Source organism: Alloscardovia theropitheci, assembly GCF_004332295.1.
In the GTDB taxonomy this organism is placed as follows: domain Bacteria; phylum Actinomycetota; class Actinomycetes; order Actinomycetales; family Bifidobacteriaceae; genus Alloscardovia; species Alloscardovia theropitheci.
Genome location: NZ_RXLP01000021.1, coordinates 55,560 through 73,605 on the forward strand (window position 1 = coordinate 55,560; position 18,046 = coordinate 73,605).

13 protein-coding genes are annotated in these 18,046 nt (G+C 43.9%); 6 read left to right on the forward strand and 7 right to left on the reverse strand.

Translation table 11 applies throughout. The annotated features are described in order from the left end of the window. Window positions 1–93 precede the first annotated feature (93 nt). Together EJ419_RS05265 and EJ419_RS05270 are read right to left on the reverse strand one after the other, a co-directional pair. Window positions 94–1,134 carry a universal stress protein gene (locus tag EJ419_RS05265; protein ID WP_131284351.1) on the reverse strand — a complete coding sequence of 347 codons (1,041 nt, stop codon included), beginning with the start codon at window positions 1,132–1,134 and terminating at the stop codon, window positions 94–96. Between the two features lie 188 nt (window positions 1,135–1,322). Then, window positions 1,323–2,168 carry a CHAP domain-containing protein gene (locus EJ419_RS05270; protein ID WP_131284353.1) on the reverse strand — a complete coding sequence of 282 codons (846 nt, stop codon included), beginning with the start codon at window positions 2,166–2,168 and terminating at the stop codon, window positions 1,323–1,325. A 347-nt stretch (window positions 2,169–2,515) separates the two neighbouring features. Between EJ419_RS05270 and serC the strand changes: the two genes are divergently transcribed. Both serC and EJ419_RS05280 read left to right on the forward strand, forming a co-directional pair. Further along, a complete protein-coding gene (gene serC / locus EJ419_RS05275) occupies window positions 2,516–3,685 on the forward strand; it encodes a phosphoserine transaminase (protein WP_131284355.1) in 1,170 nt (389 codons plus the stop codon). A 67-nt stretch (window positions 3,686–3,752) separates the two neighbouring features. After that, window positions 3,753–4,016 (forward strand): DUF2530 domain-containing protein, encoded by a 264-nt coding sequence (locus EJ419_RS05280; RefSeq protein ID WP_131284357.1) that lies wholly within the window; start codon window positions 3,753–3,755, stop codon window positions 4,014–4,016. A 294-nt stretch (window positions 4,017–4,310) separates the two neighbouring features. Here EJ419_RS05280 and EJ419_RS05285 read toward each other — a convergent pair whose 3' ends face one another. Continuing rightward, window positions 4,311–5,633, reverse strand: a complete 1,323-nt coding sequence (locus EJ419_RS05285) for a sensor histidine kinase (RefSeq protein WP_131284359.1) — start codon at window positions 5,631–5,633, stop codon at window positions 4,311–4,313. 148 nt (window positions 5,634–5,781) lie between these two features. Here EJ419_RS05285 and phoU point away from each other — a divergent pair, with 148 nt between their 5' ends. After that, a complete protein-coding gene (gene phoU, locus EJ419_RS05290; RefSeq protein WP_131284361.1) occupies window positions 5,782–6,468 on the forward strand; it encodes a phosphate signaling complex protein PhoU in 687 nt (228 codons plus the stop codon). Window positions 6,469–6,894: 426 nt separating this feature from the next. Here the strand turns inward: phoU and EJ419_RS05295 are convergent, their stop codons facing one another. Then, the gene (locus tag EJ419_RS05295; RefSeq protein WP_131284363.1) at window positions 6,895–8,634 is read right to left on the reverse strand and encodes a DEAD/DEAH box helicase; all 1,740 of its coding nucleotides are present in this window, start codon (window positions 8,632–8,634) and stop codon (window positions 6,895–6,897) included. Between the two features lie 599 nt (window positions 8,635–9,233). Here EJ419_RS05295 and EJ419_RS05300 point away from each other — a divergent pair. The 3 genes from EJ419_RS05300 to EJ419_RS05310 all read left to right on the forward strand — a co-directional run bounded on the left by EJ419_RS05300 (window position 9,234) and on the right by EJ419_RS05310 (window position 14,165). Then, window positions 9,234–10,907, forward strand: coding sequence for a hypothetical protein (locus EJ419_RS05300; protein WP_131284365.1), 1,674 nt, complete (start codon window positions 9,234–9,236; stop codon window positions 10,905–10,907). 301 nt (window positions 10,908–11,208) lie between these two features. Beyond that, a complete protein-coding gene (locus EJ419_RS05305; RefSeq protein WP_131284367.1) occupies window positions 11,209–11,913 on the forward strand; it encodes a hypothetical protein in 705 nt (234 codons plus the stop codon). Window positions 11,914–11,981: 68 nt separating this feature from the next. After that, complete coding sequence (locus EJ419_RS05310) at window positions 11,982–14,165, forward strand: MucBP domain-containing protein (protein WP_131284369.1); 2,184 nt, start codon at window positions 11,982–11,984, stop codon at window positions 14,163–14,165. Between the two features lie 361 nt (window positions 14,166–14,526). On the opposite strand, the gene EJ419_RS05315 is transcribed toward EJ419_RS05310, so the two are convergent. From EJ419_RS05315 to lysS, 3 genes are all read right to left on the reverse strand, one after another. Next, complete coding sequence (locus EJ419_RS05315; RefSeq protein ID WP_131284371.1) at window positions 14,527–15,264, reverse strand: phosphoglyceromutase; 738 nt, start codon at window positions 15,262–15,264, stop codon at window positions 14,527–14,529. A 10-nt stretch (window positions 15,265–15,274) separates the two neighbouring features. Continuing rightward, window positions 15,275–16,228, reverse strand: coding sequence for a 1,4-dihydroxy-2-naphthoate octaprenyltransferase (menA, locus tag EJ419_RS05320; RefSeq protein WP_131284373.1), 954 nt, complete (start codon window positions 16,226–16,228; stop codon window positions 15,275–15,277). 146 nt (window positions 16,229–16,374) lie between these two features. After that, a complete protein-coding gene (lysS, locus tag EJ419_RS05325; protein ID WP_131284375.1) occupies window positions 16,375–18,039 on the reverse strand; it encodes a lysine--tRNA ligase in 1,665 nt (554 codons plus the stop codon). Window positions 18,040–18,046 lie beyond the last annotated feature (7 nt).

Genomic DNA, 18,046 nt, shown 5'->3' on the forward strand with positions numbered 1-18,046 from the left:
ATATATGTTTCCACATATATATCTCTACGACTTTCTAGTCTTTCTCGACTTCCTCGACTTTATGCCATATCCATTTTGTCTTATGATAATTTTTTACGATGGGTCAATTGTTTCTTCCAAATTCTTTAATTCAGAAGGTTCAGCTTGTTCCACAGTAATTGATTCCACACCCGTAATATCACTCAATGGCTTAGTTGCAACTTCATCCGGCGAGTCTGGAATAGTATTTAGCTCGCTTTCTGCTGCCTGCACATAGCGGCGTGGAACCACGTAAACAGGTTTATCTGAATGTTGCAGAAGAGCTTGACTTACCGAGCCAAACAAAAGACCAGTAAGACCACCACGCCCGCGAGAGCCTACTACGACGATATCATTTTCAGGTAACGCTGCTTCCAAAGCATGCACCGATGTACCCACTGCTACTTGCTCATCAATAACCAGGCTTGGATACTTCACACGAAGCGGAGCTAAGCGCGTATGCAAATCATCAGCGTAAGATTCGAGGACACTCCTCATTTCTGTATCATCTAAGTTACTAAGAGGCGGCACTGCGCTAATAACTTTAAGCTGAGCACCCCAACTATCAGCAAATTCTGCAGCAATTTCAAGTGCCTTAAGTCCCCATTTTGACTCATCAGAATTAACAACGACATGAGTTATCTCGTTATTCAGATGAACTTTATTGCCATCATCATCAGTATATGGGACAACAACAATTGGGCAATACGCGTATGCAGGTAAGCTAGACGACGTCGTTCCAAGAAGACGCTCGGCCAGACCTCCCTTACCACGATTGCCAATAACTACTAAATTATAATTACGCGATAATTCAATAAAAACAGCAGATGGTTCACCCGTTACGATGAGGGTTGTTGCTTCTACGCCTTGTCTTGTCGCAATTGCCTTTGCTCTGCCTAAAATTTCTTGAGCATCAAGACGCGAAGCAGCATCATCTCCCGATGCAGTAAACGTATTATCGAAAGACACAGCAGCATAGCTTGGTAAAGTGTACGCACTGACTATATGTAAGGTTAACCCTGCATGATGTGCATAATTAGCCGCCCACCATACTGCCTTATACGCCGCCTCAGAACCATCGACGCCTACGAGAATTGCCTTTTCATACCGTGCCATGGAACACCTCCTTGTTAGTTCCTGTACTCACATTGTAGCGCGAAATTACTCAGCAAGGAAAGGCATGTCTTAACTCACAGATTCTGTGATACCGCATAGACCTACGTGGCACCAATTGACATCACATGATGAAATAAAAAGTGGAGTGGGCAGTATAGTCCACTCCACAAAGAGCACTATATAAAATCTTACTCGTGAATGAATTCAAAGCGAGAAGCGTTGGAAATCGTTCGCGAGAAAATCTTTCCACCTGTACCGGCATTAGATTCGGAAGTTACAATAGAGCCATCATCGTTAACTTTTTCAACGATTGCAACGTGACCATAGTATGCAACAGCGCCTTCTTGACCTGGCTGGAATACTACTACATCGCCAACCTGAGGCTTGTTATCAACTGAATAGCCAAGCTTACGAGCTGAATTTGCCCACTGAGCACCATTTCCAAAGTATGAACCTACTGGAAGTCCCAGCTGATGACGACGCGTATACGCCCACCATGTGCACTGTGAGAATTCATATGCAAGGCCTACGTCCCCAGTCGGATGATCAATTGCAGTCAAATTATTCACATCAATGGCTGTAGCACCATCTTCAACATTCCACGCAACTGCATCCGAAGTCTTCACCGAAGCAGTTTCTACGCCAGGTTGAATTTCATCTTTACTTGTACGTTCTGACGAACGCGACACAGTCGACCGTGCTGTAGAATCAGTCGTTGTCGCATGCGTATCAGCAGCTGCAGCAACCGCAACGGTACGATCAAAAAGATTAGAATTCATGCCCGCAGCAGTAGCAGCTACTGCTGTACCCACTGTGCCAAGGAGCAGAGTAATAGCGCCTGACATAGTGAAACGATTCTTACGCGCATGAGCACGTTCGTAAGCACGTCTTTCACGACGAGTGCGCGGCATTGCGTTAACCTCACGAGCAACGGCTTCATGCAAAGTTTCCGTAGCGAGCGTAGAAGTGAGAGCACTTGCGTGCTTTGCAGTGCGCTTGTTGACAGAAGCCGCCTTGTGCGCTGCATGTTTCATAAAAATCACTCCTCATTTTTTACTCGGACTCGCACCATTTTAGCCTCAACTCTGTATGTATGCAAGGTGAAACAATTTTTCTCACCTTGTCTAGACGATACGCTTCCTCTACAAATCGTTGATATTTCAGGGAAATTATTTATCATAATTTTGTTTGTTCACAAGAAAATTTTCACATATGCACGCGTAGATGCTCGTGTACTCGTTGCGCTTTAGTCACCGCTTCATCATATACAGTCATTTGCGATTATGTGCAATTTTTTGAAGAATTTCCACGAGGAATGAGTTTTCTTCTCACGATGCGTACATTCAGCCATCTTGCAAAAATTTCACGTTATATTTGAAGTATGACTGAAAATATGCCACTTCTTGATATTTCCATGCTCCCTGCTGATGGCCGATTCGGCTCAGGCCCAAGTAAAATTCGCGATGCTCAGCTGGAATTTTTAGCCGATACTGGTTCCCAGCTTATGGGTACATCACACAGACAAAAGCCCATTAAAGACTTAGTAGGCGAAATTCAAGATGGAATTCGCACTCTTTATAACCTTCCAGATGATTATGAAGTTGTCCTCGGTAATGGCGGCGCAACCGCATTTTGGGATATAGCATGTGCATGTCTTATTGAAAGAAAAGCTGCGTTTGCGACGTATGGATCTTTTAGCGAAAAATTTGCGAACAGTGCAAAAAACTGTCCATTCCTTGACGAACCAGTAATTTATAGTGCTGACTTCGGCAACTACTGCTTACCGTCTGCTAGCTCGGATATCGACACTTATGCTTGGACTCATAATGAAACGTCTACGGGCGTACTCGCTCCTGTTCACCGTATCGAGGGAGCAAACGATGACGCATTAATGATTGTTGACGGAACATCAGCAGCTGGTGGCACGAAAATTAATCCTTGTGAGATTGATGTCTATTACTTCTCTCCGCAAAAAGCCTTTGGATCCGATGGCGGATTATGGATTGCGCTTGCTTCTGCACGTGCGATTGAACGGGCACAACGTATCGAGTCCTATGCATTATCTCATCCAGAGCAGGGACGCTGGATCCCATCATTCCTATCATTTACACACGCCGTCACGAATTCACGCAAGCACCAGACCCTCAACACCCCCGCTATCGCCACACTTATCATGTTGAAAAATCAGATTGATTGGCTCATGAAGAACGGCGGTCTCGATTGGGCACAGGCTCGTTGCGCTCAATCGGCTGAAGTCATCTATCAATGGGCACAAAACGTCGAATACGCTGAGCCTTTTGTCTCTAAGAAGTCAGCGCGCTCCACAGTCGTGGTTACGGTTGATCTCGATGAGAGTATCAGCGCGCAGGAAGTCATCTCAGCTTTGCGCGCTAACGGGATAGTAGACGTGGCCGGCTATCGAGCATTGGGTCGCAATCAGCTACGAATCGGAGTTTTCCCATCAGTAGATACTCAAGACGTAATCGCTTTAACACAATGCATTGATGCAATTGTCACTGCATTGAAAGATGAGAACAATGCTCTCAACTAAGCTCGTATCTTTGCTTCCATCTTTCTTAAGGAGCTCATCGTCTTGACGAAGTTTTAATCTTATCAATATGAAGATTGCACCTATTTTTGACCCTGAAAAGCGTCGCGAAACCCCCCAAGCCGAGCAAGTTGATCTTCATATTATTTTCCTCATTGGTACCATTTTCTGGCTGATTTTGGCTATTATTTTTGGAAGCTTCTTCCTTATACAAGGTATCTACGGCGATCGTTTCATGATTTGCATATGGGGAATTATCATCGGTGTTTTGGGACTAATTTGGGAGCTATACAACCGTCACCTATACCGGTTGGTAGCTCTTATGCAGCAATAAATTTCGCAAATACTGTATTCTCGGCCGCGCAAAATTTTGCGCTACTTCAGCCTATACGATTACTACATCAGCGCATGAAAAGGCTATAAAATTCGACGCCACTAAACGCTATGCACAAGATAAAACCAAAGTTACCTGCGATTGAAAAGTACTCACTGGAAACCGCAAACCATCCATCAATCCAACTTACTTAGCAGCCGCTGTTCGCTGATCACATTGGAAGCCCATATTTGAAGCCCAAAATTTACTGATTTTCCTGTGCGGTAAATATTGTGCAGTAGGTATTACCGCAATTTACTGAGCAAGTGGTAAGAACAAGCTAAACGTACTCCCCTTGCCTGGAGCACTCCACACCGTCACAGTTCCATGATGGGTCAAAGCCACGTGCTTGACAATGGACAATCCAAGACCTACCGAATCATCCGAATCATATGGCTGCTGCGATCCACGATAAAAACGCTCGAATATGTGCGATTGTTCGTCTTGTGGGATTCCAACTCCTGTATCGATGACTCGGATTACCGCAAATTTATCATCATGAGCTTTATCTACTACCACGGTCACCACTGCATTATCGTTTGAATAATGAATAGCATTCGCAACGAGTTTATCGACTGCTGCACGAATTTGCACGGCACTTGCATTCACCATAATGTTTTGTGCACATCGTGTATGGATACGCACACCTCGATATGGCTTAATATCTGATATTACAGAAATTACAAGTTCACCCAAATCAAGTCGATTTTCAGGACTTGGCATGACTTTTTCTTGCGCTTGAATAAGTAGCAGTAAGTCAGATACCAGCTTATTTAAGTGCCCCGCCTGAGTGGCGATAATCTTACCATCACGTGATATCGCTTCAGCTGACGTAAAGTTCTTCCAACGATTTCCGATAGCTTCCATCTGCTGTGTCGGTTTGATAAGCTGTTCAGCTACATTTACCACAAAATCGTCACGCGTTTGAGCGAAACGTTTTTGCTCACTATTATCGCGAATAAGAACCAAAATCATATGATCACTTATTGCGCTTACTGAAACAGCCAACCAATGTGGTCGCTCGACAGTTTTCGTAGCAAATTTATCATTATCACGAATTTGACTGGAATCACTACTAGCCGTATTACCTATTTCATCGCCGAATTCGTTATCTTCGTCAATCACAGTCGCAGTGTGCGTGACGATATCAAAGCTCTGACGACCCTGCCCTTGTCGAACGCGATGAATGGCATCAAGAATTTCTTCATTTATTATTTCGTCATTATCGACAATATTCCACCGATAAGCAGATGCAGATGCCCGCTCAACTTCATCATCAGCGCTCACCACTATTGTCGCAGCTTCAAGCTGAGAAAGAACACGAATAGTTGTAAGATCAAGTTCGTCGTCATCATCATCGTCGTCATCATCATCCACATCAAGACGCTGACGTATACGCCTTCTACGTCGATACTTCATACGCCATTGCATTGATTTCATTGTCCGCCAAAAACTCTTATTATGAGCAATCACTGGCGAGATTAATCGCCATAGAAACGAAAGAATCCACCCTACAAAAATCACCGTCATAACGATGATTATGATGAGCGAGACAACAGAGGTAACGTCAAACTGCATATGACTATTGTGTCATACGCATGGCATAGGAGGCTACACATGCGATCACATATGCGCTCTATGCTGAGCGCCACATAGCAAAGACACGCTAAAGACACGGGCATACTCTAAAATTGGAATACCACATTTAGAACCAGCAGGAGGTCACATGCGCACCCTTTTCAACGAAGAATTGCAACAAGTCGCTGATGATTTGGTTACACTAGCGAGCGCAGTGAATGTCGCTGTGCAGAATGCAGGAAAAGCTTTATTTGACTGTGATATTGAGATTGCACAGTCAGTCATTGATAATGATAAAAAAATTGATTCTTTAGAGCATTCCATCAATAATCATTGCGTGACTCTTTTAGCTAAGCAGAGTCCAGTTGCAACTGATTTGCGCATCGTTGTGTCCGCCATGAGTGTTGCCTCTTTGCTAGAGCGAATGGGCGATTTAGCACGACATATCGCTGAAATTGCACGTACTACTTTCCCTGATTCCCCACTTGCTCCTCAAGTTGAGGAAGTTTTCCACAAGATGCAGTCCTTTACGCAGGAAACTACGGAAAAACTTGTTCGCATCCTTGGCGATCAGGATGAAAAAGCCGCACAAGATCTTATTATCCGTGATGATGAGATGGATAAATTATTCGAATCGGTTTATACCATCGCTCGCTCAGATGAATGGAATGCCACTACAGAGCAAACTATTGATACTGTTCTTTTGAGCCGTTACTATGAACGTATCGGCGACCATTCCGTCTCTATCGCACGACGTATGGTGTACACCGTTTCAGGATTCGATCCGTCAAAAGATCCAACTCATTTCATTGGTGTAGACAAAGATGGCGACTAATTAGGACTCAATACAATATATATGTATTGGTTCTCGATTTAATCACGCGATTTGCGTACACAATTTAAGCAGTTGATTTAACTAGTCGAATTAACAAGTCGAATTAACAAGTCGAATTAACAAGTCGAATTAACAAGTCGAATTAACAAGTCGATTGAAGTACGCGCAGATACCATGTCATAATTTAAATGCTTACGAATTAACACTGTGGGCGGTAAATATACGAAGTGTATATTTACCGCCCACAGTTTTTCGTCATGATTGCTTGAGTTACTGTTGCTTTCGTCGCAAATGTTTTAGCTTCACATTATTTCAGCTACACGTTATTTCTAGTGCAGAGCATCCGGCTCATATCCCGTTAGCACTTACTTCACCTCGCATAGCTGTCTATCTTATTTGACGAACTTCAGCTTTTCCTTTTAGAGGCTACTTTCGCTTAAAAGCCAATTCAAGACCTAACTTCTTGCCCTTGAATTTTGTTTTCTTGAGCGATTTAAGAACGACAGAAGACATCTTTTGAGGTAATTCTACATAACTCGAAGTGTCATTAAGCTCAATAGCTCCAATTGATTTGCCTGGAATATGCGCTTCAGATGAAATAATACGAACTACATCATTTGGACGTAAACCATGTTTCTTACCAAGACTGAGCTTGAACCGTACCATTCCTTCTTCGACCTCTTCGAGGTGCAGATTATGCTTACGATCTCGCCTCTTTTTATGAGAAGGTCGCTCGCCAGCAAGCTCACCAGAGAATTCATCATTCCATGCGCGCTTGTCACGCTTCTTGTGGCCACGCTTATCACCGCGTTCATTATCAGCATCAGATTGCATAGTCAATGTATCTTCGCCGTTCGAATTTTGAGCGGAAGTATCACTCGCATTATCAAGAGCTTGCTTTAAGAAAGCTGCAGCAATATCCATCGCCGTATAATCTGACGTATTAATTTGATTGTCAATAACATCAATCATTTCGCGCAATCCGCCATTATCGATAATGGTCGAAATGTCATCCATAATTTTCTCAGTTTTCACAGCCTGTACATCGGCCAAAGTTGGAATCTGCTGAGCAACGATTTTAGTTTTGCAGTACTTTTGAATATCACGTAATTTATATACTTCTTTTCCGCGAACAAAGCTAAACGCGCGGCCAGCACGACCAGCACGACCAGTTCTACCGATACGATGCACGTAGTACTCAACTTCACGTGGAATATCGTAATTAAATACAGCTTCTACATCGTCAACGTCAATTCCGCGAGCCGCCACATCCGTTGCAATGAGAATATCCGTCTTACCTGAGCGGAATTTTTTCATTACTCTATCGCGGGCAGACTGCTTCATATCGCCATGCAATCCCTCAGCCATATATCCACGAGCTTGCAAAACCTCAGCTAACTGGTCAACCATCGCCTTCGTATTGCAGAAGACAAGGGAAAGCTTAGGATTATAAAAATCAATCAATCGAGTCAAAACATCCGTCTTATCTTTACGGCGAACGTCATAATAATACTGATCAATATTCGGTACTGTTAGTTCCGTCTGAGCGACTTGAACAAGCTGCGCATCCTTTTGATATTTTGTTGTAATATCCATAATTGGCTGCGCCATAGTTGCAGAAAACAGAACCACTTGCCTATCAGCAGTTGGCATCTGATCAAGAATCGACTCGATGTCTTCACGAAAGCCCATATTGAGCATCTCATCAGCTTCATCCAAGACGATAGTATGAATGCTTTCAGTTTTAATCGTATGGCGTCGCAAATGATCCATGACTCGACCAGGAGTACCAATGATAATTTGTACTCCGTCCTTGAGTCCACGAATCTGACGTGCCATATCTGCACCACCATATACAGGCAGAATTTTCACACCGTGCATATACTTAGACAAACGATGGAGTTCCTCCGCTGACTGGATTGCCAATTCACGCGTCGGATCCAAAATTAATACTTGAGTATCATAATTCTTCGGATCAACTTTTTCCAACACTGGAATACCAAACGATGCCGTTTTTCCAGTACCTGTTTGAGCTTGGCCAATCATATCTTTGCCGCTCATAACAACAGGAATCGCTGCAGCTTGAATCGGAGAAGCTTCCTCAAAGCCCATATCCTTAACTGCGCGCAAAATAGGCGTACTTAGTCCCAACTCGTCAAATTTCATAATTTTTCAAACTTTCTGCGCACTCTCATACGTGCTGAAACCCAAAACATTCATACGCAAACGTATGAGACCGTGTACAGCGTGCGAGAAAGCGCAATTCTATCTGCTTTAAAACTTGCTTCATTTGAGTGCACTCATAAATCCTTAGATAGATTTATAAATATTTCGCCGTTTGTGAGCAGATACCCGTCAATCAATATTCTTCGATAATTTTTGCGCGCTCAATTACTACTGTAAATATTTCTACTGTAACTTTATGCATTATTTATATACATGAGTCATGTACGTGAACGAGGATGCGCAAATTAACCATTGCTCAGTTTATCAGCGAGCCTGTTCAATTGGGCGAGTCGCGAATATTGCGAGCTTGTGCGTATCGAATTGCGAGCTTCTGCGTATCACATCAGTCAGTATTTTAAAGTCAACGTACCGTGTACACAGTAGTTACATTATGAACGCAGTTTACATGTCGATGATATTTTATAGAGATTATCGCTCATGCTGACTTTATACACTTAATTCGATATAATTGTGTGTAATGCTTAGGCACAAGGTCTGTGCATTACAGCAGTGTTATGAGAAATGAGTAAGAAGGTACTATGCCTAATTCTATTAATATAAAGAAAATAAGCGGCAAACTTGCACTTGTTGCCACAAGCGCACTTGTAACTGTCGCAATGCTCGGTTCTGGAGTACTTACTGCACATGCAGAAGAGGGATTTATCCCACGTGCTGATTTGCCTGCTAAGACTCAGACAGTAATCGACGGGCTTCACATCGGCCAAAGTGGTGGCACACTCGTAGATGCTACGCAAGAGCCTAACCCAGCTATGTCTGATGCCAACGGTGCTAGCTTGGTAGATACACCAATTCCTGGTGCAGCAGCTGGGCGCACTCCAATTACGGATGCAGATTGGTATACCACGAATTATGTGCCTCTTAACTGGTTCCAAAATCAGGCATTTACTGATGCAGCTTCGGGCACAAACATTGGTCAGACGATTAATGCAAATTATTATGTTCGCGTTTCAGTAAATCGCGACCCATCGAACACCACCATGCGCGTACAGCTCATGCAGACTAATAATGCAACGCCTTTGGAATCTTTGGATTTGACTGCAGCAGCACCAACCGGTCAGTTCACCACATTCTCCAACCAGTGGGCTCAGGTTCGAATGGGTGTCCGCCCTGCAGAAACAAATACTCCTATCACTGTTACTTACGACCGTGGTCCTGCTAATGCAAATAACTACGGCACGATTTATCTGCGTTGGAGTCGTGAAGCAGCAGCAAATAACAATCCTTACGAAGTTAATAACGTACAGGTTCGCACCCCGTTGCTCGCAAATACTTTGTACAAGACTGTTGACGGTCAAACTACATTGGCTTCTTATTCCACTCTCGCTGGCCAAAACCAGATTGCTACGACTTCGGATAAGCGTGAATTTGCTGGATACCGCTATGTACGTTCGGTAACTAACCGACAGGCAAATATTGAAGGTTACACCATCGGACAGGATTACCTTGATGCAAGTTCAAGCAGCCGACACGTCAAGCGCATTAAGCGAGTCATCAACGCTCAGGGTGATGTAGTTAAGACATTGTATGTACAAGATCCAACATATACAGGAACCCCTAACTATGATGATGCAAGCACCACAGGCTTCGTGAAGATTCTCGAGACAAATCAAATGGCACCAGGTACCGTAAACACCAACCTCACCATTGATACTTCTGCCTTGATGTCTAACGGACAGCCATTCTTCACAGCTGAGACAGCCGCTGCGGTAACCGCAACCGCTTCTTTGCCAAGCTCTGGCGAAATCGTTGATGCCCAGAATAGAACAACTGATGATGTCAATGCTGTTCATGTTTACGGCACTACTGATCCAACGACTCAGCTGTACAACACTCCACAGGTAAGCATTGCCTTCAATGGGCAAAATCCTACTGTTGCTCCTACATTCCTTTCTGGAAATGGTAAGAGCATGTATGTTACCTACATCGCTCTGGACGCTGCTGGCCCACAGGTGACGAGCATTTCTATCCAAATGTGGAATGAGCTCGTTCCTCAGACTCAAACAATTCACTACTATGAGCCAATTGTTCCTGAGAAGCCTGTAGTCCCAGTTACACCACAAACACCAAAGAAGAAGACTCCTAAGAAGCTTGCAGCAACAGGCGCTAATGTCATGACACTTTCAGTAATTACTCTGGCTGTTGTCATGCTTGGTGCTGGTGTAGTTGCATACTCCCGTATGCGCAAGCACTAAGCTCATTAGCGAAGCCTATTAGTAAAAGTCACAAGGAATCTATACAAAGTTCCTAACGGTAATGGGGGCTGGATATAACCATATGGTTGTATCCAGCCCCATGTTATCTCTCTAAATAATAAATTATATGTAGTTTTCAATAATTTTTAGCAACTATTTCTTTATTTCATCGTATTTATTAACAATTTTTTCCTTTTCTTATACATGTCATTCGCTATACTGATATAGCAATTTTCATGTTCTCTATACATGAATTAGGTTATACACACTGAGATTATAAGAAAGAAGAAAAGGTAGTTCTATGCCTATCTCCAATTTCTCGAGAGATAATAAGCTCGTGCGAAAAATTGCATTAGCTGCTACGAGTGCGCTCGTAACAGTAGGAATGCTCAGCACAGGCGTGCTTTCAGCACAAGCTGACACACTCATCACCGATGCTAATTTGCCAGCACAAACAAAGACAGCTGTCGCAAACTTAAAGATTGCCCAAGGTGCTGGTACTCTTGTCGACACCACAGACCAGCCTTCTCCAGCCATGACCGATGCTAACGGAGCTGCAGCAGTTGACAGTGCAGTTCCAGCAGGTATGGCTGCTACGACTGACACGGATTGGTTTACTTCGAACTATATGCCATTGAATTGGTTCGAAAATCAGGAAGTTCATGAAACTACTGGTAACGCATTCATTGGTCAAACTATTGCACAGGATTACTATGTGCGCGTTTCTGTAAATCGCGATAAGTCCAATAAGAACATGCTTGTTGAACTTATGCGTAAGAACAACAACACACCGTTGGAATCTTTGACTTTGACCCCTACTGCAAAAACAGGTCAGTTCACAACTTTCTCAACCATGTGGCCACAGCAGGTAACAGTTGGTAGCCGTTCCGCAGTAAATAACACTCCAATTAGTGTCGAATACAATACTGACGGCGCAAATGCAAGCGCTACGGCACTATCTATCTTCGTTGGGGAAACCAAGGTGCTGCAGGTGCTTATGAGGTAAATAACGCACAGATTCAAACTCCTCAGCTCTCTACGACTTTCTATAAGGTAGATGGAACGAACACTACTTTGGCTACATATTCTGTTCTTGCAGGACCTGGCCAGAGCACTACCCCATCAAATGTACGTGAGTTCCTAGGCTACAAGTATGTACGCACAGGTACAGCTGGCGATTTCACAATCGGTACAGATTATCTCGATAAGGCTTCAGCAGCCATGCACGTCAAAATTTTGAAGCGTGTCACTAAGGCTGACGGTAGTGTTGTTAAGACTTTGCTTGTTGCTGATCCTACATACACCGGAACTCCAAACTATACGGATGCAAGCACCACAGGCTTCGTAAAGGTACTTGAGACCAATGAAATGCCTATCGGCACAGTAAATACCAATACTACTTTGAACACCTCTGCTACTACATCTGATGGCCGTTCCTTGTATGTAGATAATCCAGGTTCTCCTGCACAGGTATCCGCAACCGCAGCTCTTCCTACTTCTGGTCAGGGCGATGACGATCATAACCACGTTCGTGTTTATGGAACAGATGACGCCGCTGGTGTGGCAAACAGTCCACAGATTTATCTTGGATTCAATGGTGCTAACCCAACTGTTGCTCCTACATTCCTTCGTGGTGATGCCAAGAGCATTTACGTAACATATCAGACCAGCCCAACGGATTCTGCTACTAACGTTTCTATTCAGTTGTGGAATGATCTTGTTCGCCAGACTCAGACTACATACTATTATGCAGCTGCTACTGGTAATGTAGTTGTTCACTACGTCGACGAAGATGGCAACATCATTAAGAACCCAGTAAACGATGAAACAAACGCTCCAGTAAATCAGTCCTATGATACTGAGGATAAGCGTGAGACAAGCATCACCTTCAACGGTGAGACCTATGATTACGTTCGTCCACAAGCAAACAACACCACAGGCAAGGTAGTTGAAGGAACTACAGATGTTACTTACATCTATAAGAAGCGTGTTCCAGCAAAGGGATCCGTTGTCGTTCACTACGTCGATGAAGATGACAATGTTATTAAGGACCCTGTAAACGACGAAACAGATGTCAACGTTGGCACGCACTACGACACCGAAGTAGATAACCGTCCACAAACCATCACCAAGGATGGCAAGACCTACACTCTCGTACGTTCCAAGGAAAACAACACAACTGGTTCCGTCGTAGAAGGCACCACACACGTCACCTACGTTTACAAGCTCGTCACAGGTAATGTAGTTGTTCACTATGTCGACGAAGATGACAACGTCATCAAGAACCCAGTAAACGATGAAACAAACGCTCCAACCGGTACAAATTACGATACCGAGGATAAGCGCGAAACAAGCATCACCTTCAACGGTGAGACCTATGATTACGTTCGCCCACAAGCAAACAACACCACAGGTACAGTCGTAGAAGGCACAACTGACGTCACTTACATCTACAAGAAGCGTGTCCCAGCAAAGGGATCCGTTATCGTTCATTACGTAGACGAAGATGACAATGTCATCAAGAACCCAGTAAACGATGAAACAAACGTCAATGTTGGTACACACTACGACACCGAGGATAAGCGCGAAACAACCATTACATTTAATGGCGAAACATACACATATGTTCGTCCTCAGAGCAACAACACTAATGGCTCTGTTGTAGAAGGTACTACTGACGTCACTTACATCTACAGGAAGCAGACAGTTACACCACCTGCTCCTTCAACTGGTAATGTCATCGTTCACTATGTAGACGAAGATGGTAACGTCATTAAGAACCCTGAGAATGATGAAACAAACACACCAGTTGGAACCAACTACAACACCGACGATCACAAGCACAATACCATTACCAAGGACGGCACGACGTACACCTTCGTAAAGTCTAAGGAAAATAACACTACTGGTACTGTAACCAATGGAACTATTAACGTTACTTACATCTACCGTAAGGACACACCAAATACTCCAGTTGTTCCTACGAATCCACAGGATAAGGTAACTACCATTTGGATTACGACTACTGGTAAGGTATTGCGTCCACGCGAGGATGGCACTCAGCCACGTCGCAACTTCAACGATTACCGTTACGTACGTACAGAAACCGATAGCAAGGGTAACACAACTCATATCTATGAGCCTGTATCAACTCTTGCTCGTACCGGTGCGAATGTCGCAACGATGGCTGCAATTGCAGTAGCTATTACCGTAATCGGCGCTGGTGTTGTATTCTTCGCACGTCGCCGCAAGCACTAAGCTGCGATGCACTATGAATTGTGCATTATCGTCTATTAGATGATAATGCACAATTTCCATAAGAATACACTGTGAGGCGGGTATCTTCTCTTAGAAGGGAAGATACCCGCCTCACGTTATCTATTTTCTCGCTATCTATATTGATTTTTGCATCTAATCCCATTTCAAAGGATTGAATTGAACGAACAGACCGTATAAACGGGACAAAATGCAAAAAACGTATTTTATTTCCCCACCACACTCGACGCTGGGCAATATAAAAGTGTTGGGCTCTATCTGATTTTAGTCAGATAGAGCCCAACACTATAAACCTTGAAGTAACTACAAAGTTAAGGTATTACCTTATCAATAGTTACCTGAATTACTTACCCTGGTTTGCTACAGCTGCGGCACCAGCTGCTGCTGCTTCTGGATCAAGGTATTCACCGCGTGGCTTGATTGGCTTGAAGTTTTCGTCCAATTCATAGAGAAGTGGGATAGCCGTTGGAATGTTAACCTTAGCAATCTCTTCTTCGCTCAAACCATCAAGCATCTTTACGATTGCACGCAAAGAATTGCCGTGAGCAGCGATAAGAACAGTCTTGCCTGCTTCAAGCTGTGGCTTGATAACTTCTTCCCAGTATGGTGTTACACGAGTTACAACATTAGAAAGTGCCTCGGTCTCTGGAACATCTGCACCTACGTAACGTGGGTCATTATTCTGAGAATACTCATCATTTGGATCGATTTCTGGTGGTGGAGTGCCGTAAGAACGACGCCAAATCATGAACTTCTCATCACCATACTCTTCACGAATTTCGGTCTTGTTCTTGCCCTGAAGAGCGCCGTAATGACGTTCGTTAAGACGCCAGCTACGCTCAACTGGAATCCACAAACGATCTGCAGAGTCCAAAGCGATATTTGCTGTGTTAATTGCACGACGGAGCAAAGAAGTGAAAACGATATCTGGAAGTACGTTCTTCTCCTTGAGAAGTTCGCCTCCGCGCTTTGCTTCTTCCACACCCTGCTCGGTCAGAGGTACATCAACCCAGCCAGTGAACTGATTTGTTTTATTCCATGCGCTCTGTCCATGACGGAGCAATACTAACTTGTAAGTCATAGCTTCTAGTTTAAAGCGCGTTGGCGACTACAAAAACGACAATGTAGTGAAGCATGAGAAGAATCATTAATCCATTCACTCCCATAAACGCATTCTTATACAAAGCAGGACGATTATCCGCACGAAAGATATTAATAATTATCCACGCACTTAGGGCTATCGCGCATCCGAAAATTACCGTATAAATCACCATAATCCAAGCCGCAGTTTGACCATTTACTCCCATAATTGCGCCAATTATTTGACACAAACTCATCCCCCAAATAATTGTTAGAGTTATGATTAATAGTCTGCGAGCAATGTCACGTCCCCATCTCACTACGATAGTTATTTTCCCACCAGAAGCATCACTATACTGATCGCGCATATTATTAATAAGTAATACTGCCGCCGCTATGAGGCCACATTGTATTCCCGACAGAATAGCCCAAGGCCCTAGATGACGGATAATCATATACTCGACGCTCCATACAACTACAGGACCAAAAAATATAAAAGCGAGCAATTCGCCGAGACCAAGAGCACTAAACCACGTAGAGTATGCCAGCGCTACTATCGAGCATATAATTCCTACAACGATGAGCCAATACTGCCTACTGATATTTACAGCCGCCACACCTGCCACAACGCCTATGCATAAGGCACCAAGCGATGCTTTAAGTGCTACTAAAGCGCCAGAATCAACGGAATTAAGACGCACAGGAGACGTATCAGATCTGTTCGCATCTACCCCTCGAATTCCATCGAAATAATCGTTAAAGAAATTAGCACAAATCTGTAAACTCAGCGCCACAATGATGCTCAGAAATATCAACAAAATCCATCGTGAACTTCGGCTGTATATGGAAAGTGGCGCGAAAAATGAATCCATTCCTGCACATAGCGAAGCAATAATAATTGGACATACAGAAAGAGCCCACGTGAGCGGCCTAGATCCTTGAAGAATCAGTTTAGCTTTACTCATGTGAGCTCCCCTCGCATCGTCATCTAATTTTGGACACTATGCGAAAGCACTATTAGTATGTAAACACCTGACCATAGCTTCGGCGCTTATGGATGCATATATACGCTACGCATATTGTCATTTGTTTATATACTACCAGCATTATTTTAGTTATTTATTGGTTTTACCAATGGGAAAGTAATCGTCTCACGTATGGTTGCACCAGTCAAAGCGATAAGAAGTCGGTCAAGCCCCATACCCATACCGCCAGCAGGAGGCATACCAACGCCCAATGCTTCGATGAAGTCCTCATCAATATCCATTGCTTCGTCGTCACCTGCCATCGCCATCTTTGCCTGCTCAACAAAACGTTCGCGTTGGACAACAGGATCATTAAGCTCAGAATAAGCTGTTCCCAATTCGAAACCACGGATATACAAATCCCACTTTTCAACCTGCCCCGGCTTAGTACGGTGAGATTTCGTCAATGGAGAAGTTTCTACAGGGAAGTCACGTACGAAAGTTGGCTCCCACAACTGATGCGGATCTTCAGTGTAGAAATGATCCCACAGATTCTCGATGAGTTTACCGTGATTCTCTACTTTTTCACGTTCAACGCCCAATTTATCAGCAAATTGGCCTAATACCTCTACTGAGGTCTGAGGAGTTACTTCCTCGCCAAGCTTCTGTGACAAAGATTCATACATATCAAGCTGACGCCACTGACCGCCCAAATCGTATTCTGTGCCATCAGCCAATGTAACTACAGTAGAACCGAACGTATCGATAGCGGCCTGCTGAATAAGCGACTGCGTAAGCTCTGCCATCGTGTCATATGTTCCATATGCTTCATACGCCTCAATTGTTGTAAATTCAGGGGCATGAGTACCATCGGCACCTTCATTACGGAATGCACGGTTAATTTCAAATACTCGGTCAATTCCACCGACAAGCATACGCTTCAAGAACAATTCAGGCGCGATACGCAAGAAAAGATCCATATTGAAAGCATTAATATGTGTGGTAAATGGACGAGCTGCTGCTCCACCTCGGATAGCCTGAAGCATTGGCGTTTCCGCTTCCATGTATCCGCGAGCATCAAAGCTACGACGCAATGACGATACGACAGATGCACGGTTACGTACCATCTTGCGCATTTTGTCATCTACAATCATACCCAAGTACGGTTTACGAGTACGCTGTTCCTCATTGAGTTCCTTATGTAATGCAGGAAGAGGACGCAACGATTTCGAGGCAATTTTCCATTCACTAGCAAAAATGGATAATTCACCGGTCTTTGAAGCAATTACACGACCCTTGATAAAGAGGAAATCTCCCAAATCAACGAGTTGCTTGAATTCCTTCAAACTGTCTGCGCCAATTTCTTTCTTTGAAAGCATCCCCTGAATTGGTGTGCCATCCCCAGCAGCTAGCTGTACGAAACACAATCCGCCGCCGTTTCGTAGGAAAATCACGCGTCCTGCGAGCGCGACTACGTCATCCGTCTCTTGTCCCGCTTCCAGTTTGCCGTCATACTGTTCGCGAACTTGCTCGATTGTATGTGTAATAGGCAATTCAGCAGGGTATGGATCGACGCCATTCTTCATCATTAACGAACGTTTTGCCACGCGCATCTGAACTTGCTCTGGATGCGCATGCGAACCAAATTCATCGTTAGAAGGGTCAATTGCTTCATCCAAAGTAGCATCATTATTGATACGCTCAGCAATAGCAGCATCCTGATTCAAAAGCAATTCAGCTCTTTCGATGGTGCTCAAAGCTGCAGGAGCTTCGTTCTCCTGGTTTTCGTTTTCTTCAATCACATCAGTCATAATTTCT